A 24,703-nucleotide genomic window follows, 5' to 3' on the forward strand; every position below is an offset into this window, starting at 1 on the left:
GCAATGCGCCTACTTGCAGATGTCGCCGGTGACAGCCGGTACCGGGCCGGGATTGTCCTGCCCCCCATTGTTGAAGACAAAGCCGAACGAGGCCATTTGGTTAGGATAGATGTCGCGGTTCCAGGCTTCGCTGTTGGTTGCCGTGTAGGTTGGCGCGGTGCCGCTGACCGCCGCGTTCCAGCCACCTTCCACGGCCGAATTGTCGGCATAGGTCCACTTCACTGTCCAGCCGTTGATGACCGACGTGCCCTGGTTGGTAATGCGGATCTCGGCGATGCCGCCGCCGCCCCACGTGCTGGTCACGACGTACTTGCATTCGGCCTGTTTTGGCGGCGGCACATACGCCTGCGGCGTCACCTGGACGTTGCCGGACGGGTCGATCTTGCCGTAGACAATGCCGCGTCCGTTAGCGGCCATGTACACCGTGCCGTAGGTGTTCATGTCCCCGGTCACAAAGCGGCCGCCGATCATGCCGGAATATTGATGGGCATCGTCGTTGATACGGTCCCAGCTCACGCCCTGGTCGATCGAGCGCATCAGGCCGCGTTTGGTGTTCACCGAGCCCCACATGTACAGGGTCGGATAGCCGGCATCAGGCGCTGCCTTGCCCAGGCCCAGCCCGCTGCAGGAACTGATCGAACCCGCTTTGGTGAAGGTGGCGCCGGAATCGGTCGAGTGCATAACGCCATTCGATTCAAGGCACATCCACAGGTCGCCCTCGCGTCCCGGCGTGGCGCGCACGAAGTCCGAGCCGCCGCCGGGCAGTTGGGCCATGGGGCTGAACGACACGCCGCCATCGTTGCTCGCATGCAGCGTGCCCGTGCCACGATCGTAGGCATAGAACTTGGCCGGGTTGACTGCGTCGGCCACCGGGCGCGCATTATTCAAGTCCAATCCGGCGACAGCGGTCCAATTGGCGCCGAAATCGGTCGAGCGGTAGGTGGTGGTCGAATTTTCCGGGCTGTGCAGCAGCACGAAGCCATCGGCCGACAGCGCCAGGTTGCCTCGCGTAGCCATCTTGCTCGGTGCTTTTTCCCAGCTCGCGCCCTGGGTGGTCGAAGTGTAGAGCTCGTTGCCAACCCGCGCCATCACGTGCGTGGCCTGGGCGGCCACGGCAAGGCCGGTGGTGGAACCCATCGACGGGGTATGGCGCTGGACGTACTGGGACGGGTCGGTATGAATGAAGCCGTCGTAATCGCCGATGATCGACACCAGCGGCCCGCCCGGAATGCTCTCGGCCTGGTAGGCGCCGCTCTCTTCGATACCCTTGACGTCGAACTTCCAGACGCTCTTGGGCGCGTCGATGTCGGTGGTCTTGTACAGGCCATTGCCCGACACCACCCAGGCAGTCTTCGGATCGAAGGGATCGAACTCGATCGAACCGGCCCAGTGGATCGAGGCGCTGTTGGCGTAGGGGACGCCGTTCGTATCGATCGCCATGCCCCGGTCCATCAGATCGGTCCAGGTGCGGCCGGCGTCGATGGAGGTGAGGATGCGGTCGCCCCACATCGGGGCCGGCTGCGACGTCTGGAACGCCCAGATACTGAAGGTCGCGGCGACCAGGCGCTTGGGATTGCTCGGGTCGACACTGATGCCGCTGAACGGCGAGGTCAGGCCGGCCGGCGTGATGTTGGTCCACGCGCCGCCGATGGTGTTGTATTCCCAGATCGCGCCGGTGTTCAGCGGCTCGCTTTCCGACTGTCCGTGCGGCCCGGCGCCGTTGGCGTAGGTCAGGTACAGGCGGCCCTTGGGGGTGATCGCCGCGCGCTGCGGCATCAGGCCCGCCGGCGCGCCCGCCACCGGGGCGAAGGTGGCGCCGCCGTCCTTGCTGAGATACAGGTTCGGTCCGACCGAGCCGTAACGCGAGACGCCGACGTAGATGCGCTTGGCGGTTCCGTCCTTGACGCTGGTTGGATCGAGCAGCACGAAGCTGATGCCGTTGCCGTTCGCCGTCTCGGTGATGTTCAGGCCGTTCACCCGGTTCCAGGTCGCGCCCGAATCGACGCTTTTGAACAGCCCATGCTTGCGCGTGCCGACGAACAGGACATTGCCCGAACCCGGATCGACCTGCAGCTTCTCGCCATTGGCGCGGCCCATGCCGTTGCCGTGCGATGTGAACTGGGCCGTGACGTCGGTGACGGTGAAGGTTTTGCCGTAGTCGGTCGAGCGCATGATCGCGCTCTTGCCGTTGCTGAAGTATTCGGTGCCGGCCAGCATGTAGACATTGGCCGCGTTGCGCGGGTCGATCGCCAACGACTCAACGCCCATCAGGCCCTGCTGATCGTCGGATAGCCAGTCATTCATGCCCACCCAGCGCTCGTTGCGGGCATCGTAGCGGTAGGCGCCACCGACGTCGGTGCGCACAAATACCACCCCTCGCTCGCTCTTGCTGGCAACCACGCCGGAAACGAAGCCGGCGCCGCCCATTGCAACGGTGTCCCAGCGATACGTTTCGGCTCCGGCCCCTTGGGCCACCAGCCAACCTGCCGCCAGTGCCAATATAGTTTTCTTTACATGCATACCCGTCTCCCCCGGTTTTTGAATTGTTGCGGTGATAACGACGTCATCCAATTCGCCCCGCGAAACGACCCCTCTCTGTGTTGAAATCGTCTTCTTTGGCAATCCGATTATGTATCCATGCAAGGCTATTGAACATTGTGAAACTCACCAATTCTCAAACTCAAATTCAGTAAGAGATGCGGCAACTGCGGCGGCAACTGCGTTCACTCCGGCGTAGTGTTGCTGAACAGCTCTGTGGTCCAGTCGGTAAACGCGCGCATCGCCGGCGAGAGAAAGCGATGATGGGGGTAGAGCAGTGATACCGGCACCGGCGCCGGCCGTTTGTCGGCCAGCACCTCGACCAATTCTCCGGTCCGCAAATGGTCGGTCACCAGGATCTCGGCCAGCTGCATCAAGCCGTGGCCGTCGAGGCACAGTTTGATGTACAGCTCGGTCTCGTTGACCGCCACCGTGCCGGGGACCGGAACAGCGATGCTGACGCCCTCTTCGACGAAACGCAGATCGCTCCCGCGCCGCGTCGTGCTGGAAAAGTAATGGACCGCTCGATGTCGTTGCAGATCCTCCAGCACCTCCGGAACGCCTTGTTCGGCCAGGTAGGACGGCGCCGCGCAGGTGATCCAGCACAGCTCGCCCAGGCGGCGCGCGACCAGGGTCGAGTCGTCGAGGCTGCCGGTGCGGATGACGCAATCGACGTTCTCCTGGATCAGGTCCACCTGGCGGTCATTTACGCCGATCATCAGGTAGATATCCGGGTACCGCTGCTGGAATTGCCACAACTGCGGCAGGATCACGGCATGCGCGATGCCGCCAGGCATGTCCACACGCAGGCGTCCTTGCGGGCGCTCGACGGAACCTTGCAGGCTCGATTCGGTGTCGTCGATCAGGTCGAGTATTTCGCGGCAACGGTGGAAGTAGCGCTCGCCTTCCGGCGTCAGGCTGAGGTTTCTGGTGGAGCGATTTAGCAGGCGCGTCTGCAAATGTTTTTCCAGCCGCTTGATGATGCCAGTGACCGACGATGCGGGCATGCCCAGGGTCTCCGCCGCGCGAACAAAACTCCTGCTCTCGACCACGCGTAGGAATACCTGCATTGCTTGTACGCGATCCATGTCTTGTCCGTTTGGCGGTAAAGGAAACGGCACTATAACCCAGCATTGTTCGACTTTTCTGCATGGTGAAAACGCCCGGCGCTACTTTTTCCACGTGGCCGCCCTCGCTAGACTGCTTGCACACCATTACGTACAGTAGGAATCAACAATGTCCGATCAAGACCGTCAACTGCTCGCGCCGCTGGCGCCGGCCCCACATCAGATCCTCATTCGAGGCGCTACGATCATCAGCATGGATGGCGATGTCGGCAATTTGCCCAAGGGCGACATCCTGATTGCCGATGGCGCAATTGCCGCCATCGGCTTACATCTGGAGGCCGACGGCGCCGAAGTGATTGATGCGGCCAATATGATCGCCATTCCGGGCATGGTCGATACCCATCGTCACTCCTGGGAAGGACAGCTGCGCCGCATCAACCCCAATGCGGCAACGCTCGAGGACTATTGCAACGCCACGCATTTCTCGTTCGCCAAATACTACCGGCCGCGCGACATCTACGTGGGCAACCTGCTCACCGCGTTGGGCTGCATCGATGCCGGCATCACGACGGTGATCGACAACTCCCACAACAGCCGCACGGCGGCGCACTCCGACGCGGCGGTCGAGGCACTGCTCGATGCCGGCATCCGCGCGGTGCACGCGTCCGGGCCGCCGGTAGCGGGCGTTTGGGATGAGGCGCATTGGCCGGGCAATCTCGCACGCCTGCAGGCCAAGTATTTCACCGATCCCAACAGCCTGGTGACGCTGGCCATGATGGCGCAGCTTCAACCCGACCAGTGGGCCGTCGCACGGGGACTGGGTATTCCCATCGTGACCGAGTTTTTTGGCGGTGTCATGGCAACCGAGCTCGAACGCCTGCACCAGCAGGGGCTGCTCGGCAGCGACAACATCTTCAACCACTGCACCTGCCTGCCGGATTCCGGCTGGCAAATTTTGCACGAGGCGGGTGTGCGCGTCAATGTATGCCCGCGATCGGATGCCCACTACGGTATCGAGAATGGCATGTACGCCTGGCAGGCGGCGCTCCACCACGGCATACGCCCCGGCCTGAGTGTCGACAACGAGACCTCGTATAGCGGCGACATGTTCATGGAAATGCGCGTGGGTTTCTACCTGCAACGGGTCATGGCGCATAGCCAGCGTGTTCATGGTCATCACCATGCGCCGGCGCCGACCAATGCGTTCCGGTTGCTGGAGGCCGCCACAATCGACGGCGCCGCCTGCGCGGGACTGGAACAGCGCATCGGCAGCCTGACGCCGGGCAAGCAGGCCGACGTGGTACTGATCCGAACCGGCGACCTCAACATCTACCCGCTCAACAACGCCATCGGCACCGTGGTGCACGCGGCCGAGCGCAGCAATATCGATACCGTCATCATCGGCGGACGCGTGCGCAAACGCGGTGGCGTCGTGCTGGGCGTGGATCAGGCGACACTGCGCGCCGCGATCGACGAATCCTGCGCCCATCTGTTCAACGCCGCCGGGTACCAGCCCGATCTGTTTGCCGAATCGTTCGCGCCGATTCACCTTGCGTAAGCTCCCCTCGGCGTTGCACCATCTACTTTTTTGGCATGATTCCGACGGTGCTGCGCTTCACCTTAGCCGAGTGACGGCGCGATGCGTCGTCCGACAACGTTCTCAATCGCCGCCGCCGCGTGCAGTACCAAGTCGTCACTGCCCGGTTCCGCGAACACCGTCGCACCAAAAGGCAGCCCCACTTCATCCTCGCCAACGGCAACGGCCACAACCGGTGCGCCAGCCTTCCCCGTGCATTTTGCGGCGACAGCCATGGGGGCCAACAGCACATCGGCCGCTCCCGCGTGTAAAGCGCCTCGTATGCCTTCTTCGAGGCTCAGTTCGATATCACGCTGACGGTCCGCGACGTACTGCTCCGCGCTGGTGCCAGACGTGGCATTCGCCGCTTCCAGCAACGACTGGCCGTACGGTATCGCTTCCGGATGGACGCGATTCCACTCGATGATGTCTTGCAGCGACGCAATGCCGCAGGGACGATGCTCGCGCAGTAAACTGTTCAGGCTTTCCTTGAACTCAGTGCGGAACACACTGGAACGCAACTCGCTCAATTGCCGGGCGGCTGGCAGGTCGCATGGGTCGATGATGAGGGCTCCGGCGTCCGCCAGCGATGACAGGACCCGCTCGAATGCCCGGCCCGCTTCGGCGCCGACGACGTCCGCCATGTATTTGCGCGGCACACCTATCCGCATACCCCGGATCGACCCGCCGGTATGCGCGCACTGTGCGAACTCGCGCAGCGTCGCCAGATCGTTCACATCCGGGCCGGCCATCGCCTGATACACCAGCATGGCGTCATCGACAGTAATGGTCAGTGGGCCGGGGGAGTCCTGGCTGGGCACAAGCGGAATGACGCCGTAGCGGCTGACTCGCCCGACGCTGGGTTTGAAGCCGACGATAGAAGTGTGAATGGCCGGCGCCTGGATCGAATTCTGTGTTTCGCTGCCAATCGCAAATGCACACAAGCGCGCGGCGACGGCTGCCGCGGAGCCGACACTTGAGCCGAGCCCCCTGCCATAGCGCAGGCCAAATGGATGGCGCACGACGCCACCCGCGCCACTAAACTCGGCAGGCATGGTGTCGGAGACAAAGTCCGCGAACTCGGTCAGATTCGTTTTGCCAAGCAAGACCGCGCCGGCTTCCCTCAGGCGCTTCACCAGGGTAGCTTCGTAAGGCGGAATGAAGCCCGCCAGCGCTTTGCATCCCGCAGACGCGGCACTGCCATCGGCGGTGAACACATTATCCTTGACCAGGAATGGCACCCCATGCAGGGGACCGCGCCAGCGGCCTGCCGCCAGATCGGCATCGGCAAAACCCGCCTGCTCGAGGGCGAGCGGCGACACACTGCGCACGCAGTTGAGGCCCTGCGCGCCTGCATTGAATTGCTCGATGCGCTGCAGGTACCAGGCTGTTACGTCGGTGGACGTTACCTTATGTGCAGCGATTGCCTCGCCGATGGACCTCGCCGTGCCCACGGAAAGCAGCGACGAAAGATCCATCAAGCGTCAGTCGCGATCGGCCAAAACCGCCCGGAACGTCACTTCCACCAGTTGCGCAGGAAATGCTAGGCGGGAAATGCCGATGATATTGCTTGCGCACTGGGGCTGCTCGCAGCCATACATTGCTTTTCGTACCTTGGCGCCAGCGGTGAAGGCGGCATCGACGTCGAGCACATATAAGGTCTCTTCGACCACGTCGTCCAGGGTTGCGCCATAGCGGGCCAGCAACTCGATGGCGTTCACATAGGTCTGGTGCAATTGCGCTTCCATGTTGGAGAAGTCGACGGGCTTGCCCAATGCATCGAGCTCGGCCGGCGCGACCAGCGCGCCTTCGCCATCATGACTCAGTTGGCCGGAGATATAGATCGTATCCTTGACCTTCACGGCCTGAACATAACCGAAGGCTTTTTCCCAGGCGACGCCCAGATTCTCGCAATTTTTTTCTACTGACATATTGTTCGCTTTCTTGAGTGGGCCGTGGCAGGCGTTCTGCCTTACACCGATCAACGAAGAATAACGTTCCAATAGAGGCGCCGCCTCCCTCAAAAGGCAAATGTGCGCATTCCCTTTAAGATACGCGACTTCATCAACGGGCTGGAATGGCGGAGTTCGACAGCATGGTATCGGCGATATCCAGCAGCGCCCGCAGGCGATCCATATGCCGCAGGTCATGGTGGTAACCTACCCAGATATCCCTGCCCGGCGGCGGCTCGGGTGTCTCGATGCACTGTAACCCTGGTGTCGCATCGCCAAGTGGCCTCGGCAGGACTGCCACACCCATACCTTGCGCGCACATACGTGCCTGGACCGCGCGGCTGGTGCTGGTGAAGACACGCCGCGACAGCGGGAACCGATCAAGCAGCCAGGCGACATCGGGAAAGTGCGACTGCGCCGAATTCATGAGAATGAGTCCGACCGAAGCCGGATCCGTTTGCATCGCGCGCGCGGATTCGTCCGAACCGTAGAGGCCGTACGGAATGCTCATCAGGCGGCGCTGAACGATGTCCGGTTCCGTGAAGGGCACAATACGGAAGGCCACATCGGCCTCGCGACGCGACAGATCGAGCAGCCGGTAGCTGGCGATCACCTCGGGCACGATAGCTGGATAGCGGCGCGTCAATTCAGCCAGCACCGGCGCCAGAACATAGCCGGCAAACCACTCCGCCGAAGATATCCTTAGCACGCCTTCGAGGCGTTCGTGGTTGCCCGCCAACCGTCGTTCCATGGCCAGTCCGGAATTTTCCATGGATTCCGCCAGCGCCAGCACCGCGTCCCCGGTGTCCGTCAGTACCAGCCCATCCTTGGTCCTGCGGAAGAGCGCCTGCTCCGCCTCGTCTTCGAGCGCCTTGATCCGCCGACCCACGGTCGGATGACTTACCCCCAGTCTGCGGGCCGCCTCGCCCAGAGAACCTGAGCGGACCACCGCCAAGAAAATTCGGACGTCGCTCCATTCCATGTGTAAAAACCCGTTCAAAAATGTACGCCGAATATACAGGAATGGCAGTTCACCGACAAATCTGTTTGCAGCATCATGGCGCCTATCGAGCTGGCCCATGCTGGGTCGGCATTTTCAAATGCTATTCCACAAGGAGATTTCCCATGTCAAAAGAACTTGAGGCGCGCCTGGACGCCATCGAAAGCCGTTTCGCCATCGATGCACTCATCGCCAATTACGCGGAAGCGTTCGACACAATGAACATGGCCCTGCTAGCCACCCTTTGGCACCCCGACTCGCGGTTATTGCTTGGACAGAACGGCAACTCCGAGGGCCTGGAGGCCATCCTGGCACAGGCCGAAGTCAACATGAAACGCATGCCGCACATGCACCACTGGATGGCCAACGCGCTGATTACCGTGGAAGGCGATCGCGCCCATGGAACGGTAGCGGCGGACTGCATTTTCTACGACGTCGACCAAGGCCCGTTGCAGGTAAGCGGTCAGTACAAGGATATCTATGATCGGCGGGACGGCCGCTGGGCATTCGTCGAGCGCAGGTTCACGATGCACTATGCAACGCCACTGAAAGATTGGGCCCCGGTCGCGGGCACGGAGCGCTTCGGTCTGCCGGCATGACCCGCGCGTTCTCCACTAAAAACATGCACACGACGACGTCCGCCGCCCGCCGCTGGTTGGCATTTGCGGTGTTACTGGTGGGGGCATTTTTGCCTCCACTGGACTTTTTCATCGTGAACGTCGCCCTGCCGTCCATCCAGGGTTCGCTTCACGCCAGCGCTGCGGAACTACAACTGGTTATTTCCGGATACGCCTCGGCCTACGCGGTCTTCCTCATCACCGGTGGCCGGCTCGGTGACCTGTTCGGTCGACGCAAGATCTTCCTGATTGGCATCAGCGGCTTCGGACTGACCTCGGTATTGTGCGGTCTGGCCACTTCACCGGCCTTGCTGATCGTCGGTCGTATCCTTCAAGGCCTGAGTTCGGCCGCCATGGCGCCACAAGGCCTGGCGTCGATTCACGCGCTGTTTCCGGAGCACGAGCGTGCACGCGCGCTGGGACTGTACGGCGCCGCTGTCGGACTGGCAGCTGTGGCCGCGCAAGCGCTCGGCGGTGCCTTGATCACCACAAACTTCTTTCACCTGGAATGGCGCATTATTTTTCTGATTAACCTGCCGGTGGTCGCTGCCGTGCTCATTTTCGGCTTCCCACTGCTGCCTGACGTACGCGGCGATCACCCGGCGCCGCTCGACAAAATCGGGGCGCTGCTGTGTGCTTTCACGCTCGCCTTGTTGATTGTTCCGCTGGTCGAGGGACGGGAGTTGGGTTGGCCGTGGTGGACCTGCGCGATGCTCATCGCGTCCCCTCTCGCTGGCGTTTGCTTCTGGGAATACGAAAAGGCCTATGCCCGTCGGGGCGGGGTCCCGCTCGTCAGCGTTGAGCTGGTCAACTTGCCCGGGCTGATGAGTGGCCTCATAGGCGTTCTCTTCTTCTATGTCGTCTCTGCCTTTTTCCTGGTCTTCTCCGTTTATCTTCAATCGGCAATCGGGCTGAGTCCTCTGGAAACGGGGTTGGTCTTTCTGCCCTTCGGCATAGGCGCCTTCATTGGCCCGCTGACGACGCCGCTGGCCATCCGCGTTGTCGGGAGGTTCGTTCCCGCCATCGGCATGATGCTCGAAGTCGCCGGCTGCGTGATCCTGGCCGTCATCGTGGCTTGCGCGCCTGGCCGAATGCCCGCCCATATTCCGCTGGTCATTGCAGTCGGGTTATTGGGCTTCGGTCAGGGATGGGCGCTGCCAACGCTCGTGCGCGCTGTCATCAATCGGGCGCCGCCGACCGGTTCCGGAATGATTGCCGGCATAACGAACTCAGCCTTGCAGATCAGCGCGGCGCTTGGCGTCGCGGTGATGGGGGGCATCTTCTTCACCGTGGCAGGGGCGTCGCCCGATTCGGTCTCGATGGCCGACGCGTTAGCCGCCGCCATGCTGTGCGTGGCCGCCAGTCTCTCCATCTCTGCGGTCTTTTCCATCGTGGCGTCCAGACCGGGGCGATAGATAATGTTGCCATTCGCCCCCGTGAAGCGGGGGTTGGCGGTCAGTAATCCCAGATCACCGGCACCCAACGGAAGGCATCGCCGTCGACGGCCACTCGGCTGACGGAGGGGAACGGCAAGTGGGAGGCCACCAGCAGCCCGCCGTTCTCCGCCAGTTCCCGGAACAGGCCGATCCGAACGCGAGCCGCCTCCTCCGGGTCGTGTTCGAAGCCGTTTTGCCACTCCGGATGCTCGAACCCGACCGGGAACATGGCGTCGCCGGCAAACATCAGCCGTTCACCATCGGATTCAAGGTCGACCACGCTGTGGCCGGGTGTGTGGCCGCCGGTGAGACGCACAACCACTCCCGGCGCGACTTCGTACGTGTCGTCGAAAATCCGAATTCGGTCGCGGTATTCATCATGGAAGCTGGCGGCCGTTGAGCGCAGCACGTCCGGCACGGGCTTCGGCATATCCGTGTGGGAGAAATCGGGCGACGTCCAGAACTTGACCTCGGCGGCGGCCACGTGGATGCGCACGTCAGGACGCAGCCGGTTTTTCACGTCATCGACGAGCATCCCGCCGACGTGGTCCATGTGCATGTGGGTAATGATCACGTCGGTCACGGATTCCAGGCTGATGCCGGCGGCCTCCAGGCGCTGCGGAAACTGCCCGGCGCGCGGGAAGCCCGGGAACTGACCTCCCAACCCCGCGTCGATGAGGATGGTCTGGTCGCCGCTGCGCACCACCATCACGTTCAACGGCCAGTCGAACGTCTGTTGCGGCATGAAATGATCGTCCAGCCAGATTGCCAGGTCGGCTTCGGCGACATTGGTGGCCATCGTCGCTGTGGGTAACGGCAGCACCCCGTCGCTGATGACCAGCACGTCCAGCTTGCCGAGCTTTAGCGCATAACGCGACGGCACCAGCTCCTGTGGAGCATTGATTAAACCCATGTCGGTATGCGTATCGCGTTTGATCGGGCTCTTTTTTGTTGGCGCCTGAATATTGCTGACCATTTGATTCATGTTCATCTCCTGTGAATGTTGCGAATGGTTTGATACGTGTTGAAACGAGCTCCGCTAATGCGGGCGACAGGTTCAGAGGTCGGTGACCCGCTCCGGATCGGCCGACGCCAGCGCGGCGGCGCGCTCGGCCTTTGGTGGATAGATCCAGACGGTATTGATCTCCCGCTTCGTCTTCTTGGCAACCTCGCCGACCATCTCCACCTTGCGGTCCCAGCCGCGCGTGAACAGCGCACCAGCTTCGCCGAGGTCCAGACAGGTGACGTAGGCCTTCTGGTGGTAGGGTTTGGTCGGCACGCCGAGCAACTCGGCCGCGGCGTTATTGCCGGCAAAAGCGCCCATCCGAGTGGCGTGCTGGCAGGACATCAATGCATAGTTACCTTCGTCGTCGCAGGCGGCGCGGGCGGCGTCGCCGGTGGCGAAGACGCTTGGAACACCCGGCACGCGCAGGTCGCGATCGACCAGCAGCCGTCCGGAATTGTCGCGTTCGGCGGTGATGTGCTCGGTCAGCGGGGCGGCGCGAATGCCGGCCGCCCAAATGACGGTCTCGGTCCCTATGTGTTCGCCGCTGGACAAGGTGACGCCCGATTTGTCGAGCGAGGCGACGCCGACGCCGAGGCGGGTTTCCACGCCGAGCTTGCGCAGCGCGTCGTCGATGACGGGGCGGGAATCGGGGCCCATGTCGGGTGCGATCGCATTGTTGCGGTCGACGATGATGACGCGGGTCTGGACATCGTTGCCGAGGATGCCGCGCAGCCGCGCCGGGATTTCAGTCGCCGCCTCGATGCCGGTGAAGCCGCCGCCGACCACAACGACCGTGTTGCGCCCGTTCGTGGCGGGACGCCCGGCCAGGCCGTGCAGGTGCTTGTCTAGGGCGACCGCGTCGTCGAGCGAATCGACGCTGAAGCTGTGCTCGGCGAGACCGGGTATGTTCGGACGAAACAGCCGGCTACCCGAAGCGACGACCAAGCGGTCGTAGGAGAGCGACTTGCGTCCCCCTTCCCGGGTCGCGATGCCTACGGTGCGGGAGCTGGCGTCGATCGTCTCGGCACTGCCTTGCACATACACAACGTCGGTGGCATTGAACACCTCCAACAGCGATGCGGTGAGGGTTTCGGGATTTGGTTCGTAGAGCCGGGGGCGGACCACCAGCGTCGGTTCTGGAGAGACCAGCGCGATTTCCAGTTCCTCCGGTGTAACGCCCCGGATATCGCGCAGGCGGGCGGCGGAAAGCGCGGCGTACATGCCGGCGAAGCCGGCCCCTATGATGACGAGTCGCATGTGACTTACTCCTTTGGTGATGGGCACAGCCATAATGTAGCTAGCCGCGCACGCGAGCGCTCCATCGCGATTGACCTGATTGCAGCGCGATTGCTGCTAACGCGCGCGCCGACGCCATTCGCTCGGCGTTTCGCCGGTGAGCTTGCGAAACCCGGCGGCAAAGGCGGTTTGCGAGGCATAGCCCAGCGCCGCCGCGACCGACATGACGGATGCGTCGGTGTCGCGCAGCATGGTCATGGCTTGCTCGAGCCGGTGCTGGCGCAGCCACGCATGCGGCGCAAGCCCGGTGCTTTCCTTGAAGGCGCGACAGAAGTGAAACCGCGACAGGCCGGCCTCGGCTGCGAGCGCCGCGAGCGAAACGTCGGCGTCGCTGTCCGAACGCAGGCGTTCGATCGCGCGAAGCAGGGCCTTGGGCGCCAGCCCGCCCCTGGTCGGCTGTAGCGTTGCCGGCGAGCCGATGTGCGCGGCCAGCAGACGCGTGGCCAGCAGGTCGATCAGTTGCTGCCTGAACAGCGTATCAAGTGCCTCATTGCCTTCCAGGAAATCGGACACGCTCAAGAGCAAGCGCGAGGTGATGGGATCGGGCTGCGCGGTGCGCTCGAGCAGTTCGACCGGAGCGGCGATCCCGGCCTCGTTGGCGATGCGCGCGAGCGATGAATGCGGAAGATAGAGCGTAACAATATCGACAGGTTTCGGGATATCCCATCGGGAGCTGGAGGCTTGCGGAATGATGATCACCGTCCCGGGGCGAAGCGTTCCAATCGCCGTCGATCTTCCCGACCGGCGTTGCATGCGCTGCACGGTGCCGTTGTAAGCCATGATGACGTGGTGGATCATGGGTCCGACGACGTCGTGCAACGGATCATGTTTCCAATGGGCGATTCCGGCGCCGGACTGGTCCAAGGTGATGCGCAATGGCGTGGTTGCGAGCACACGCGCCATCTCCTTGTCGGCGGGACGGGCATCGGCAATTGGCAAGTCGCTCTCGCGCGCCTCGAAATAATCGCGTGAGATCGGTGAGGTTTTCATGCTTCGGGCCTGTCAGGGTAATGGGAGACGCCCCGTGCGTCTCCCATACCTTTAAGACGGCAGCCGCGACCGGTTTGTGACAGGTTGCCGGTCTATCTTGTTCGGCAAAAAAACGCCAACCGGTTGAATGGGTTGGCGTTTTTACGAAACACTCAGCCTTGACTTGAAACAATAAAGTTGGTCGAGATTGCCGAATGCGATGAACAGCAGCCCGAAAAAGAAGTCACTTTTTTTAACCTCATCTAGCTCATAGGCTCAGACGCCGAACCCAACGACGACCTGCAACGATCACTGCAGTTCTGCCGCGCTCGATTGCTGGAAGCGGAAAGTGGTCATGGGGTCGATCCTTCAGCTGTGGGTGAATGGCGGGCGCCATCCCAATGATGGCGCTACCAACCGACATGATCAATGATCCGTAAGGAACGCCGCCTGTCGGTTGCGCGGCAGGCGGCCGCTTCGTACGGGTTCGCTACGACGGCGGATTGTAGGTATTCAGTTGCCCCCAGTAGGTCAGGCTCTGGCAGTAGCCGTTCGACACGTTCGAATCCGAACCGGTGCATCCGAACCGCGGCACGCAACTCAGAACCTGGATCGGCATGTCCGCCGCGATGGTGCCGCTCACCGCCGGGTATTGCGCCGCGATGTCGGCGCCCGCCAGCGCCGCGAAGTAGCTCGTGTACGACCCGGTATACCATACCCGTGGCTGTACTTCCTCGGGCACGTCCAAGCCCTGCTTGATGGCGGCGTTGATGCAACTGTCCACATCGAACGTCTCGTCCAGCGCCATCAACATGATCCATAAGTTGAACAGGAACCAAGTGGCGGCCGCCGTGCTGTCGCCGCCTTGTGCGACCAATGTGTTGATATTGGCGGTAAACGTTCCGTTCACGATGGCGCTTTGCAATACCAGCGCCGTGGCAGGCCCCGCGTTGGACGCGCCGATCGCATCCAGCGCTGCCTGGGTGGGCGGATAGCCGTCAATGAAAGTAGCCAGATAAGTCGCCGACAACCAGTCCTGCAACTGGCCGTTATAGGTCGCGAGGTCCGTGGTGAGCTGGTTGACGTTGACCTGTGCCGCGCCCGCTTGGTTGATTTGGTCTGTTAATGTCGCCAAACAAAATGTTCCCCACCAGCTCGAATTCATTGCCGGGTTGACCTGCTGCACCGCTTGCAGGATCGCCGCCGCCGTCGCGGATTGTGCGATGCCATTGAAGAAGGCGTCGTTGTAGCCGTTGTAGTTGCCCTGGTAGCTGTAACTGGTCGAATCGAGCCCATCCCATTGGGTTGGCTGTTGGGCGACCGGATCGTTCGGCAGCGACGTGACCAGCAGGTTGACGATCCCGCCCCGATGCGCATTTTGCCAGTCCATGGACCCGTAATAGGGCATCGCATCGATCAAGGTCGTCAGCGGGTCGGTATTCCCCCCGGCCGGAGCGACCAGCGGCACGATGCCATTCAGGGACGCGGCAAGCTGTGCCTGGAGCTGCTGGAAACCGGTACTCATGACAGTTCCTTCGCGGCGGCGACGACGATCTGGAAGGACGTCGTCGCGTTGCCCAATGCATTCGATACCGCCAGCGAGAACGCGGCGTTGAACGCCGTCGCGACCGTTCCATTCGGCGAAAACGTGCAGGTGTCGCTGTCGAAATTCAGGAACGGCGGCAGCGTCCCGGTGAGAACGAAGGTCAGCTTCGGACTGGGCATGACGCTGAAACTCGGGGAGAACGCCTCGTTCTGCGACGGTTTATCGTTCACCGGGAGACAGATATCCTTCATTATGATGTACGAGGACGACGGGGCGATACCGGACATGGTGAGCGTGAACTGCGCGCCCGCCGCTGTCGAATAGCCCAGGCTACTACCCGAAGCCGCCAGCCAGCCTGTCGCCCCCGCCGCGCTGTAATTGCCGGCACTGTCCGGAACGACCGGTTGCAACATCAACTGCAGGGTGGCCAGGTTCTGTCCATCTGGCGCCAGCGCCGCATTGCCGACCGGACTGGACAGCCATTTTTGCGTGGTCACCGTGACGCTGCCACCGGCAACCGTCGCCGTTCCCGTGGGCGTCCCGGGCATGAACACGACCGTGTCGTCGCTGAGCAGCGTCAGGCACAGCGGGACGACCGAATTCGAGCCGCTGTACGAGACCTTGGCAAAAATGCCTGACAAGCCCTGGCTGTCCGTCTGGGTGAAGAACACCCATCCCGGAAGCGTGCTCGACGTGCCGCTGGCGATCGTGCCGTCCGCATTGCAGCCATAGAAGCTTCCATTGAGGCTGAGCGTGAATCCAAGCAGCGTCAAACCGTCAACCGTGTACGGGATCACGTAATCGATGCTGCTCGCCCTTGCCGCGACCGTCAGCCCCGCGGGCTGGGCGTAGTCGTTGACAAATTCCTGCACCGGGTCGGGCGGTTTCTGGAACATTTCGTAGAGCGCAAGCGCGATACCGGCCACGGCCGCGACGATCGCCAGGGGACCGGCCACGGAACAGATGCCGGCGATCACGCCGCCCTCGACCGCGAAGGCGCCGGCCATGGCGATCAGCGTCAGGCAGCCCGCAGCGATATTGAGCCCATCCATCGCCTTGCTGATGGTGCTCTCCCCCTCCACAAGGTTGTAGATGCTGAAACTGATCCCGGCCAGGATGAGAATTGGGCCGAGGCGCGCGGCGATGAATTCGTCCAGATTCCTGCCCAGGATGCGGGCAGCCACCGAGACCTCGGCGGCGACGTCGGCGTCGGCGTCGCCGATCATCATCATTTCCGTGATCGCCGGATCTTGCGTCAATCCGATCGATCCTTTCGTGTCTCCCAGCCATCTTGCCGCGCTGTTACCGATGCGTGCCAAGGCAGTGTCCAGGACATCCGCTTCGCCGCTGTTGAGGATATTGGCGATGGCGCCCGCACGCTGGCCCACGGACAGGCCCTCGGCGCCGAAGATCGCATAGATCCGCACGCCCCGTTTGACGATCGCGCCGACGATCTGCAAACCTAGCTGCACGGCATTGGTGATCAGCTCCGCCTTTTCGGCATCGCTCATCTTGTCCCAGCTCTTGAACGCCATGATCATCTGATAGGCGCTGAGCCCGGCGAGACCGGTGAACAGCAGCGATCCGAAGACGGAAGCCACCTTGGAAAACTGTGGATACGCGGCGATAAACTTCGGCAGGAATCCATTCGCAATACTCGGCAGCGACATCACGTCCTGGAACGCACTCGCAAGATCGTTGATGATATCGAGGCTGTGTTTCAGGATACTGTCGAAATCGCTGTCGTTGATCAGCGTTTGCAGTTCGGCCGCCGCGGCCTGGATTTGTGCGTCCTCGTTCGCAATGTTCTGGTTGACGAAGGTCTGGAGATATTCCTTGATGATCGAAAAGGTATTCGGATCGGCATTGAATCCGAACATCGACGGCAGAACGTTGGTTGCCAGGAAGACGTTCAGCGTTTGCGTGTACCGCTTCGCAAACACACCGGAAGGGTCGAGTGCCGTCAGCACCGCCGCGTTGAGCTGGAATAGCCTCGGCAATGCGGTCGCATCGCCGTTACCGCTGCCCGGGCTCATTTGCAGCGCGATATTGGCGAGTATGGAAGGCGCCGTATTGTAGGTGTAGTAGTAGAACGCCCAGTACAGGTTGTTTGTCGTGGCGTAGGTCTGCGCATCCGTGACATCGTCGATCAGGTTTTGGATCAACTGCGGATTCGTCGGATCGGGAACGACGTTCGCATTGATGTCGGCGATGGCCGCGGCCGCCACCTGATTGATGATCGGGGTGTACGTCGCGCTATTGCTTTGCTGATCGCCGAGATAATCGTTTATCGACGGGAACAGCTGCTGCCAGTGATATTGGAACAGGAGTTGTCCATGCGTGTAATACACCTTCGACGCCGCAACCTGTTCTTTCAGCCACGTTGCCGCGCGCGGCCCGTTCAGATACTGGCAATTGCTGTCGTTGCCGCCCGCGAGACCCTGCGTCATGACCGCCGTGGCCAGCGACTGGTACCAGGCTGAAGGATTTGCAACGCCCGGCACGGGCGAATTGGCGATGATGGCCAGTTCGCCCTCGAGCGTCGGCTGGGTGGAATTCGGGAACAGAAGATTATAAATGTCCGGCGAAACGAAACTGTTCATGATCGTCTGTAAGTCCGCCGTCACCGCCTGCTGTACCTGATCGTACCAATTTCCCGCAGCGTTTTGCACATAGCAATTCATCGCCAACAGTCCCGAAATCGTCAGAGCGGGCGGCGTGTCCTTCAAGCTTTGCAATGTCGCGGGACAATATCTTGGGGAACGCGTCAAGGCAGCAAGCGCGGTGTTCGTATCGAGGCGTTCGCACGGTACGCCATCCGCCGTTTCGAGCGGCAACCCGGCATCGGAAAACCGCAACACCCCCGCCGCCGGCAATCCGGTCGCGGCTTGCACCTCGGGCGCTAGGCCGCTCCACCGCAATTCGTTCGCGCCGACGCGGGCAGCACGCAGCACAAGATCGCCGACGACCATCTTGCCGTCGAAAACGCCGAACGGCACCGCCGCATCGTCACGCAGAAAATACCCGGTGATCAACTGGTTGGCGCGGGCGCCGGCGATGCCGACCAAGGTGTCGGATGCCTGGCCGCTACTCGTGATATCGATCGCGCCCGTGATGGTCGCCGCAGCCAGGTCTTCGGTGGCCATCAACCAGTACGGGTAGACCGATGTGGGACCGGTGGCCGGCATACCGGTGTCCGACGGCGGGGACGTCACCGTCTTGAACGTCAGGTTCCATTCGTTCGTCAAACCGAGCGAGGCGGAAAATGCGCCAACCGCGGGTGTCCACGGCAGCGAACCCGTTTCGTTATCGTCGAATTCGAACGTGAAGACGGGCGGCTGCATCGGTCGGCCCGGCGCCTCGGTATACTTGAGCAGCAAACGGCCTTTTACCCAGCAAGCCTGCTGCCATTGCGTGCAAGTCGGATCCCACGCCATGCCCGAGATGGCCGAGCCGTCGGTCGTGAACACGACGCCAGCATCGAGCGCCACGTCGCACAGGAACTGGGCCGTCACGCTGGCCTGGACGGACACCATGGCCATGTCCCGGGCAACGACGCCCACGCCGCCGGCACCGTCGTGCCTCAGATGCAGCTGGCCGCTGCCGAAGGCGCCGCTCCAGAGCAGTATCTTGTCGTGTTCGTCGTAGCGCCAGTTGCTTCTCGGGACGGGGACATGATCCAGAAACAGCTGCCCCTCCGGGATGCCGTGAACATTCGCGCTGCACAACGTCAAGGTCTTGGGAATCTCGAGGTCCGCATTTCCCGTCGCGTCCATTTTCGACATACTGAAGTGGTAAAAAAAGTCGTTCATGTCTGTACTCCCCTTGTCATCGGTTTATCGGCGATCCCGGCCTGGCCACGGATCGTGAGCACGCGGAAGATCATCCGCATACAAGCAAGGGTAGATAGCGCTTGCCACGTAACACAAGTAACAAGAGGGTAACTCAGCCTGGGTGGGAAGCAGGGCGGCGCACCGGCGCTGGGCGGCGGCGCCAGTACGTCGCCGCCGTCACGTGACGCTCGAGCGTGGTCGCACCACTGACGTCGTGCAGCCACCATCGACCAGCGGCACCGGCTTGCCCGGGCCATCCGTCAGCATGCCGACCGGCGAGACGACCGGGAACCGGGCGCTGAAGGCAGCTCCTGTAGGCCGCTCCATGCCCAAACTTGAGGCCGAGGTGACCGGAGCGAGATATCTTAGTACTTTGCGCCGCAGTCGCCGCCAAGTACGAGGTCATGGAGATCCTGTGCCGCGTCTTTAAAAAATTGGGGTTCGGGAGACCTTACGACAGGGTCGCGGCGTCCGCGAGAGCCTGGAGGAAGGGTCAATTCGAGAGGGCAATAAGCAAACGAACAGCATAAGGGTCGGTTCTAAATCTGACCACGCAAACGAAGACAATTACGGCGGCCAGAACTTGCGCTTCTATTAGCCGCCTACAAATATTAATGTCACGGACTCTGCGCTTATTCCACCGTGACCGATTTAGCCAAATTCCTAGGCTTATCCACATCCGTGCCCCGCGCCAGCGCCGAGTGGTACGCCAGCAGCTGCAACGACACCACGTGCAGGATCGGCGACAGCAAACCATAGTGCTCCGGCAACCGGATCACGTGGATGCCTTCACCCGAGGTGATGCGCGAATCGACGTCGGCGAACACATACAGCTGACCACCCCGCGCGCGTACTTCCTGCATGTTCGATTTCAGCTTCTCAATCAGCGCGTCGTTCGGCGCGATGGTGACGACCGGCATTTCCTCGGTGACCAGCGCCAGCGGGCCGTGCTTCAACTCCCCGGCTGGATACGCCTCGGCGTGGATATACGAAATCTCCTTGAGCTTGAGAGCGCCTTCGAGCGCGATCGGGTAGTGCATGCCGCGACCGAGGAACAACGCGTTTTCCTTGCGCGCGAAATCGTCGGCCCAGGCGATGATCAACGGCTCCAGCGCCAGCACGGCGGAGATGGCGACCGGCAGATGGCGCATCGCTTTCAGATGTCGCGCTTCCTCCTCGTCGGTGAGGCGGCCGTTGATTTGCGCCAGCGACAGCGTCAGCAGGAACAGCGCGGCCAGCTGGGTCGTGAAGGCCTTGGTCGAGGCGACGCCGACTTCCACGCCCGCACGCGTGATGTACGCCAGCTTGCATTCGCGCACCATGGCGCTGGTGGCGACGTTGCAGATGGTCAGCGTGTGCTCCATGCCGAGGCTGCGCGCGTGCTTGAGCGCGGCCAGGGTGTCGGCCGTTTCGCCGCTTTGCGAGATGGTGACGACCAGGGTGTTGGGATGCGGCACGCTGTCGCGGTAGCGGTATTCGCTGGCGATTTCGACGTTGACCGGGATCTTGGCGACGGATTCTATCCAGTATTTGGCGGTCAGGCCCGAGTAGTAGCTGGTGCCGCAGGCGAGGATGAGCACGCGGTCGATCTGCTTGAAGACGTTGTAGGCGCCGTCGCCGAAGAGCTCCGGCATGATGCCGGTGACGCCTTCGAGCGTGTCGCCGATGACGCGCGGCTGCTCGAAGATTTCCTTTTGCATGTAGTGACGGTACGGACCCAGCTCGGCCGCGCCGGTGTGCGCGAGCACGGTTTTGACTTCGCGCTGCACCGGCTTGCCGTTGACGTCGACGATCCAGGTGCGGCCCAGTTGCAGGTCGACCACGTCGCCTTCTTCCAGGTAGATGATCTGGTCGGTGGTGCCGGCCAGCGCCATGGCGTCGGAGGCGACGAAGTTTTCGCCCTGGCCGATGCCGACGATCAGCGGCGAGCCCTGGCGGGCGGCGACTACGCGGTGCGGCTCTTCGCGGCTGAAGACGGCGATGGCGTAGGCGCCATGCAGGCGTTTGACGGCGTGCTGGACGGTGTCGAACAGGTCGCCGTTGTACATGTGGTCGACCAGGTGGGCGATCACTTCGGTGTCGGTCTGGCTTTGGAAGACGTAGCCGAGCGCGGTCAGTTCGGCGCGCAGTTCGTCGTGGTTTTCAATGATGCCGTTGTGGACCAGGGCGATGCGCGCCTGGTCGGCCGATGGCGAGAAGTGCGGGTGGGCGTTGTGCGAGGCGGGCGCGCCGTGCGTGGCCCAGCGCGTGTGGGCGATGCCGGTGAAGCCTTTCATGTGCGCTTCGTCGATCTGCTTTTCCAGGTCGGCCACGCGCGAGGTGCTGCGCGAGCGTTGCAGTTGGCCGTCGACGTGCAGGGCGACGCCGCAGGAGTCGTAGCCGCGGTATTCCAGGCGCTTGAGGCCTTCGATCAGGATCGGGGTGATGTTGCGTTGCGCTACCGCGCCGACGATGCCGCACATAGAAAACCTCTTTTGTTAAGTTAGGAGGCCATCGTAGAGCAGCCTCTGTGAAATATGCTTTCTTATTGGCTCGGCTTCTGAAATAATCTTTCATCACTTCGATATCGTGAAATATTATTTCATTTAGGCGGGAAAATTTTATGGATGAGATAGATCGTCGCATTCTCAATGTGCTGCAGGTTGATGCGTCACAAACCAATAGCGAGCTGGCGCTGGCGGTCCATGTGTCGCCGCCGACTTGTCTGCGCAGGGTCAAGCATTTGACGGAAACCGGGGTTATCCAGCGGCAGGTGGCGATTGTCGCGCCGGAGAAGGTGGGGCCGAGCTTGACGGCGATTGTGGAGATTTCGCTGGATGTGCAGGCGGCCGAGCGCATGGCGGAGTTCGAGGCGCATGTGGCGGGGGAGGATGCGGTGCTGCAGTGTTATCGGGTGGCGCCCGGGCCGGATTTCGTGCTGATCGTGCAGGTGGCGGATATGCCTGCTTATCATGCGCTGGCGCATCGGTTGTTTGCGACGCAGACCAACGTGCGAAACGTGAAGGCTTACTTTTCTACGTTTCGGAGTAAGTTTGAGACGCGGATTGCGGTTTAGGCGGATTTGGAGCCACCCTGGAGACACGTAGGGCGGATTAGCGCAGCGTAATCCGCCAATGTATGCGTTTCGACAGATCACGCATTGGCCGATTACGGCGTTCCGCCTAATCCGCCCTACGTGTCTTACCTTATCCTCTGCTTATCCCTTATTTGTGCACAGGTTTGTTCACAAGTCATTATCGGCTGCTGGACTTTTCCCGCAGTTTGCACAGTTTGTTCAGAGGCTTTTCACCCGCTTATACCCAGCCTTATCCACAATTAAAAGTTATCCTGCGTTACTCACATGATTTCCCACAGGCTTATCCACAATATGGCCGATATCACGACGGAGTGCGGCTTTGCGGATCGTCGGTGCTCACCGGGTCGAAGTTGTTCATCAGATTTCCCCTGCTTATACCTGGCTTCTTCAGGGCTTATCAGCAGGCTTCTCCACATCTTTATCCACAAATAAAAAAGCCGGGATAGTTATCCCGGCTTGTTCTGGTGGATGTCCACACGTTTATCCACAACACCTCATTTTGGCTTTTTGACCGGGCGGCTCCAGTTGTCGATCGTGACCTGGCGCGGACGGGAAATCGTCAGCTTGCCGGCGGGCGCATCCTTGCTCAGGGTGGTGCCTGCGCCCAGGGTTGCGCCCTTGCCGACCGTGACCGGGGCGATCAGCTGGCTGTCGCTGCCGATGAAGGCGTCGTCTTCGATGACGGTGCGCGATTTGTTCACGCCGTCATAGTTACAGGTAATCGTACCGGCGCCGATGTTGACGCGCGAGCCGATGGTGGCGTCGCCGATGTAGGCCAAGTGGTTGGCCTTGCTGTGGGCGGCGACCTGGCCGTTCTTGATTTCGACGAAGTTGCCGACGTGGACGTCCTCGGCCAGCACCGTGCCCGGACGCAAACGCGCATATGGGCCGATGATCGAGACTTCGCCCACCACCGCCTCTTCGATATGGCAGAAGGGCTTGATCTGGGCGCCGGCCAGGATGCGGGCGTTGACGATGACGTTGTGGGCGGCGACGCGCACGCCGTCGCCCAGTTCGACCTTGCCTTCGAATACGCAGCCGACGTCGATGGTGACGTCGCGGCCGCAGATCAGCTCACCGCGCACATCGATGCGCGCCGGGTCCATCAAGGTCACGCCCTGTTCCAGCAGCTTGACGGCGATGTTGCGCTGGTGGATGCGCTCGAGCTCGGCCAGCTGCACTTTGCTGTTGACGCCGGCCACTTCCCATTGCGCCGACGGTTGCGCCGAGACCACCCGCACGCCGTCCGCCACGGCTTGCGCGACAATGTCGGTCAGGTAGTACTCGCCCTGGGCGTTGTTGTTCTTGAGCGCGCCCAGCCAGCGTTTCAGGTGCGCGGTCGGCGCGACCATGATGCCGCTGTTGATTTCCTTGATGGCGCGCTCGAACTCGGTGGCATCCTTCTGCTCGACGATGCGGACGATTTCGCCATTCTCACGGACGATGCGGCCCAGGCCGAATGGGTCGTCCTGCTCGACCGTCAGGATGCCCAGCTTGTCGTTGCCGGCCACGTCCACCAGCGCCTGCAGCGAGGCGGACGTGGTCAGCGGCACGTCGCCGTACAGGATCAAGGTCGGCACGCTGTCGTCCAGCTCCGGCAGCGCCTGCATGACGGCGTGGCCGGTGCCCAGCTGCGGCTCCTGCAGCGCGGTGGCGACCTTTTCCGGCTGCTTGGCCAGCAGTTCCTGCACGGCAGCGCCCCCATGTCCGTAAATAACGCATAATCGGCTTGCAGACAGGCTGCGCGCGGTATCGAGCACATGCGAGAGCAATGGCTTGCCGGCCAGTGGATGCAAAACCTTAGGCAGCGCGGATTGCATGCGTTTGCCCATACCTGCGGCGAGAATAACGACGTTCATAAGAAGCCAGATAGAGTGAGTGAGTAAATGCAAAAGTCTAACATGTCCCAAAACGGCAGCCGAACGATAAGCCGCCTTTTCCTGATTGCGCTCATGACCGTGCTGGCCGCGTGTAGTTCGCTGCGCCTGGCCTATAACAATGGCGACACCTTGCTGTACTGGTGGCTGGACGGCTACGTCGATCTGACCTCCGATCAAAAAGGCGTGGTGCAGAAGGAGATCGACAAGCTTTTCAGCTGGCACCGCAAGACCCAGTTGAACGACTACGTGCAGATCCTGCAAACGGGACAGAAGCAATTGGCCGGCAACCTGACCGCAGCCGACCTGCAAGCCGACTACGACGATATCAAAAACCGCACGCAGAAGCTGCTGCTGAAGGCGGCGCCGGAGCTGGCCGGCCTGGCCACTTCGCTGGAGCCGGACCAGATCGAGAACCTGGAGAAGAAGTTCGCCTCCAACCTCGACGACTTCCGCAAGAAGAACATGAAGGGCAGCAAGGAAGACCAGCAAAAATTCCGCTACAAAAAATCGATGGAGCAGTTCGAGCTGTGGTTCGGCAAGTTCTCGAAGACGCAGGAAGAAGAGATCCGCAAGGCTTCCGATGCCCGGCCGCTGGACAACGAAATCTGGCTCAACGAGCGCAAGCGCCGTCAAAACGCGATCCTGACCCTGGTGCGCAAAGTGCAGCAGGAGAAGTTGAGCAAGGAGGCGACCATTCCGCTGATCAACACGCTGATCAAGGATTCCTTCAACCGTCTGGACAACTCGGAGCACAAACAGTTCTTCGAGGCTTCCGAGCAGGGCAGCCTGCAGCTGATTTTGACGGTGGTGAAGATCGCCACGCCGGAACAGAAGGCGCACGCGCAGAAGCGCATGCAGGGCTGGATCGACGACTTCCGCAGCTTGGCGGCGGAGGCCCGCTGACCAGCGCC

At 61.7% G+C, this 24,703-nt stretch carries 18 protein-coding genes; 5 read left to right on the forward strand and 13 right to left on the reverse strand.

Translation table 11 applies throughout. The features are described 5' to 3' along the window. Positions 1-9: 9 nt before the first annotated feature. Both NHH88_01610 and NHH88_01615 read right to left on the reverse strand, forming a co-directional pair. On the reverse strand, positions 10-2,520 hold the full coding sequence (locus tag NHH88_01610; protein ID USX14523.1) for a cellulose binding domain-containing protein: 2,511 nt from the start codon (positions 2,518-2,520) through the stop codon (positions 10-12). A 203-nt stretch (positions 2,521-2,723) separates the two neighbouring features. After that, positions 2,724-3,626, reverse strand: coding sequence for a LysR family transcriptional regulator (locus tag NHH88_01615; GenBank protein USX14524.1), 903 nt, complete (start codon positions 3,624-3,626; stop codon positions 2,724-2,726). Positions 3,627-3,774: 148 nt separating this feature from the next. Between NHH88_01615 and NHH88_01620 the strand changes: the two genes are divergently transcribed. Then, complete coding sequence (locus tag NHH88_01620; GenBank protein ID USX14525.1) at positions 3,775-5,163, forward strand: amidohydrolase family protein; 1,389 nt, start codon at positions 3,775-3,777, stop codon at positions 5,161-5,163. A gap of 62 nt (positions 5,164-5,225) precedes the next feature. Here NHH88_01620 and NHH88_01625 read toward each other — a convergent pair whose 3' ends face one another. From NHH88_01625 to NHH88_01635, 3 genes are all read right to left on the reverse strand, one after another. Continuing rightward, positions 5,226-6,659 carry an amidase family protein gene (locus tag NHH88_01625; protein USX14526.1) on the reverse strand — a complete coding sequence of 478 codons (1,434 nt, stop codon included), beginning with the start codon at positions 6,657-6,659 and terminating at the stop codon, positions 5,226-5,228. Between the two features lie 6 nt (positions 6,660-6,665). Further along, complete coding sequence (locus tag NHH88_01630) at positions 6,666-7,184, reverse strand: Rid family hydrolase (GenBank protein ID USX14527.1); 519 nt, start codon at positions 7,182-7,184, stop codon at positions 6,666-6,668. A gap of 61 nt (positions 7,185-7,245) precedes the next feature. Next, positions 7,246-8,115, reverse strand: coding sequence for a LysR family transcriptional regulator (locus tag NHH88_01635; protein ID USX17504.1), 870 nt, complete (start codon positions 8,113-8,115; stop codon positions 7,246-7,248). A gap of 143 nt (positions 8,116-8,258) precedes the next feature. Here NHH88_01635 and NHH88_01640 point away from each other — a divergent pair, with 143 nt between their 5' ends. Then, entirely contained in the window at positions 8,259-8,732 is a 474-nt protein-coding gene (locus NHH88_01640) for a nuclear transport factor 2 family protein (protein ID USX14528.1), read from the forward strand. Then, positions 8,729-10,165, forward strand: a complete 1,437-nt coding sequence (locus NHH88_01645; GenBank protein ID USX14529.1) for an MFS transporter — start codon at positions 8,729-8,731, stop codon at positions 10,163-10,165. Before NHH88_01640 ends, NHH88_01645 begins: the two co-directional genes overlap by 4 nt. 40 nt (positions 10,166-10,205) lie before the next feature. Here the strand turns inward: NHH88_01645 and NHH88_01650 are convergent, their stop codons facing one another. From NHH88_01650 to glmS, 7 genes are all read right to left on the reverse strand, one after another. Then, positions 10,206-11,099, reverse strand: coding sequence for an MBL fold metallo-hydrolase (locus NHH88_01650; protein ID USX17505.1), 894 nt, complete (start codon positions 11,097-11,099; stop codon positions 10,206-10,208). A gap of 144 nt (positions 11,100-11,243) precedes the next feature. After that, a complete protein-coding gene (locus tag NHH88_01655) occupies positions 11,244-12,449 on the reverse strand; it encodes an FAD-dependent oxidoreductase (GenBank protein USX14530.1) in 1,206 nt (401 codons plus the stop codon). Between the two features lie 96 nt (positions 12,450-12,545). Then, positions 12,546-13,478 carry an AraC family transcriptional regulator gene (locus tag NHH88_01660; GenBank protein ID USX14531.1) on the reverse strand — a complete coding sequence of 311 codons (933 nt, stop codon included), beginning with the start codon at positions 13,476-13,478 and terminating at the stop codon, positions 12,546-12,548. A gap of 469 nt (positions 13,479-13,947) precedes the next feature. Next, entirely contained in the window at positions 13,948-14,982 is a 1,035-nt protein-coding gene (locus tag NHH88_01665) for a hypothetical protein (protein USX14532.1), read from the reverse strand. Further along, positions 14,979-18,815 (reverse strand): hypothetical protein, encoded by a 3,837-nt coding sequence (locus NHH88_01670; protein ID USX14533.1) that lies wholly within the window; start codon positions 18,813-18,815, stop codon positions 14,979-14,981. The genes NHH88_01665 and NHH88_01670 overlap by 4 nt, the downstream gene beginning before the upstream one ends. A 198-nt stretch (positions 18,816-19,013) precedes the next feature. Further along, complete coding sequence (locus NHH88_01675) at positions 19,014-19,163, reverse strand: hypothetical protein (protein USX14534.1); 150 nt, start codon at positions 19,161-19,163, stop codon at positions 19,014-19,016. Between the two features lie 305 nt (positions 19,164-19,468). Continuing rightward, positions 19,469-21,298 (reverse strand): glutamine--fructose-6-phosphate transaminase (isomerizing), encoded by a 1,830-nt coding sequence (gene glmS, locus NHH88_01680; GenBank protein USX14535.1) that lies wholly within the window; start codon positions 21,296-21,298, stop codon positions 19,469-19,471. Between the two features lie 140 nt (positions 21,299-21,438). On the opposite strand from glmS, the gene NHH88_01685 reads away from it, so the two are divergent. Next, the gene (locus NHH88_01685) at positions 21,439-21,891 is read left to right on the forward strand and encodes an Lrp/AsnC family transcriptional regulator (GenBank protein ID USX14536.1); all 453 of its coding nucleotides are present in this window, start codon (positions 21,439-21,441) and stop codon (positions 21,889-21,891) included. 515 nt (positions 21,892-22,406) lie between these two features. On the opposite strand, the gene glmU is transcribed toward NHH88_01685, so the two are convergent. After that, positions 22,407-23,771 carry a bifunctional UDP-N-acetylglucosamine diphosphorylase/glucosamine-1-phosphate N-acetyltransferase GlmU gene (gene glmU / locus NHH88_01690; protein ID USX14537.1) on the reverse strand — a complete coding sequence of 455 codons (1,365 nt, stop codon included), beginning with the start codon at positions 23,769-23,771 and terminating at the stop codon, positions 22,407-22,409. 93 nt (positions 23,772-23,864) lie between these two features. Here glmU and NHH88_01695 point away from each other — a divergent pair, with 93 nt between their 5' ends. Further along, complete coding sequence (locus NHH88_01695) at positions 23,865-24,695, forward strand: DUF6279 family lipoprotein (protein USX14538.1); 831 nt, start codon at positions 23,865-23,867, stop codon at positions 24,693-24,695. The last annotated feature ends 8 nt before the right edge of the window (positions 24,696-24,703 follow it).

Source organism: Oxalobacteraceae bacterium OTU3CAMAD1 (genome assembly GCA_024123915.1).
In the GTDB taxonomy this organism is placed as follows: Bacteria; Pseudomonadota; Gammaproteobacteria; order Burkholderiales; family Burkholderiaceae_D; genus Rugamonas.

Coding starts and splice junctions, on each gene's coding strand:
- NHH88_01610 (USX14523.1), bottom strand. CDS start 2,520: ATGCATGTAAAGAAAACTATATTGGCACTGGCGGCAGGTTGGCTGGTG.
- NHH88_01615 (USX14524.1), bottom strand. CDS start 3,626: ATGGATCGCGTACAAGCAATGCAGGTATTCCTACGCGTGGTCGAGAGC.
- NHH88_01620 (USX14525.1), top strand. CDS start 3,775: ATGTCCGATCAAGACCGTCAACTGCTCGCGCCGCTGGCGCCGGCCCCA.
- NHH88_01625 (USX14526.1), bottom strand. CDS start 6,659: ATGGATCTTTCGTCGCTGCTTTCCGTGGGCACGGCGAGGTCCATCGGC.
- NHH88_01635 (USX17504.1), bottom strand. CDS start 8,115: ATGGAATGGAGCGACGTCCGAATTTTCTTGGCGGTGGTCCGCTCAGGT.
- NHH88_01640 (USX14528.1), top strand. CDS start 8,259: ATGTCAAAAGAACTTGAGGCGCGCCTGGACGCCATCGAAAGCCGTTTC.
- NHH88_01645 (USX14529.1), top strand. CDS start 8,729: ATGACCCGCGCGTTCTCCACTAAAAACATGCACACGACGACGTCCGCC.
- NHH88_01650 (USX17505.1), bottom strand. CDS start 11,099: ATGGGTTTAATCAATGCTCCACAGGAGCTGGTGCCGTCGCGTTATGCG.
- NHH88_01655 (USX14530.1), bottom strand. CDS start 12,449: ATGCGACTCGTCATCATAGGGGCCGGCTTCGCCGGCATGTACGCCGCG.
- NHH88_01660 (USX14531.1), bottom strand. CDS start 13,478: ATGAAAACCTCACCGATCTCACGCGATTATTTCGAGGCGCGCGAGAGC.
- NHH88_01665 (USX14532.1), bottom strand. CDS start 14,982: ATGAGTACCGGTTTCCAGCAGCTCCAGGCACAGCTTGCCGCGTCCCTG.
- NHH88_01670 (USX14533.1), bottom strand. CDS start 18,815: ATGAACGACTTTTTTTACCACTTCAGTATGTCGAAAATGGACGCGACG.
- NHH88_01675 (USX14534.1), bottom strand. CDS start 19,163: ATGGAGCGGCCTACAGGAGCTGCCTTCAGCGCCCGGTTCCCGGTCGTC.
- glmS (USX14535.1), bottom strand. CDS start 21,298: ATGTGCGGCATCGTCGGCGCGGTAGCGCAACGCAACATCACCCCGATC.
- NHH88_01685 (USX14536.1), top strand. CDS start 21,439: ATGGATGAGATAGATCGTCGCATTCTCAATGTGCTGCAGGTTGATGCG.
- glmU (USX14537.1), bottom strand. CDS start 23,771: ATGAACGTCGTTATTCTCGCCGCAGGTATGGGCAAACGCATGCAATCC.
- NHH88_01695 (USX14538.1), top strand. CDS start 23,865: ATGACCGTGCTGGCCGCGTGTAGTTCGCTGCGCCTGGCCTATAACAAT.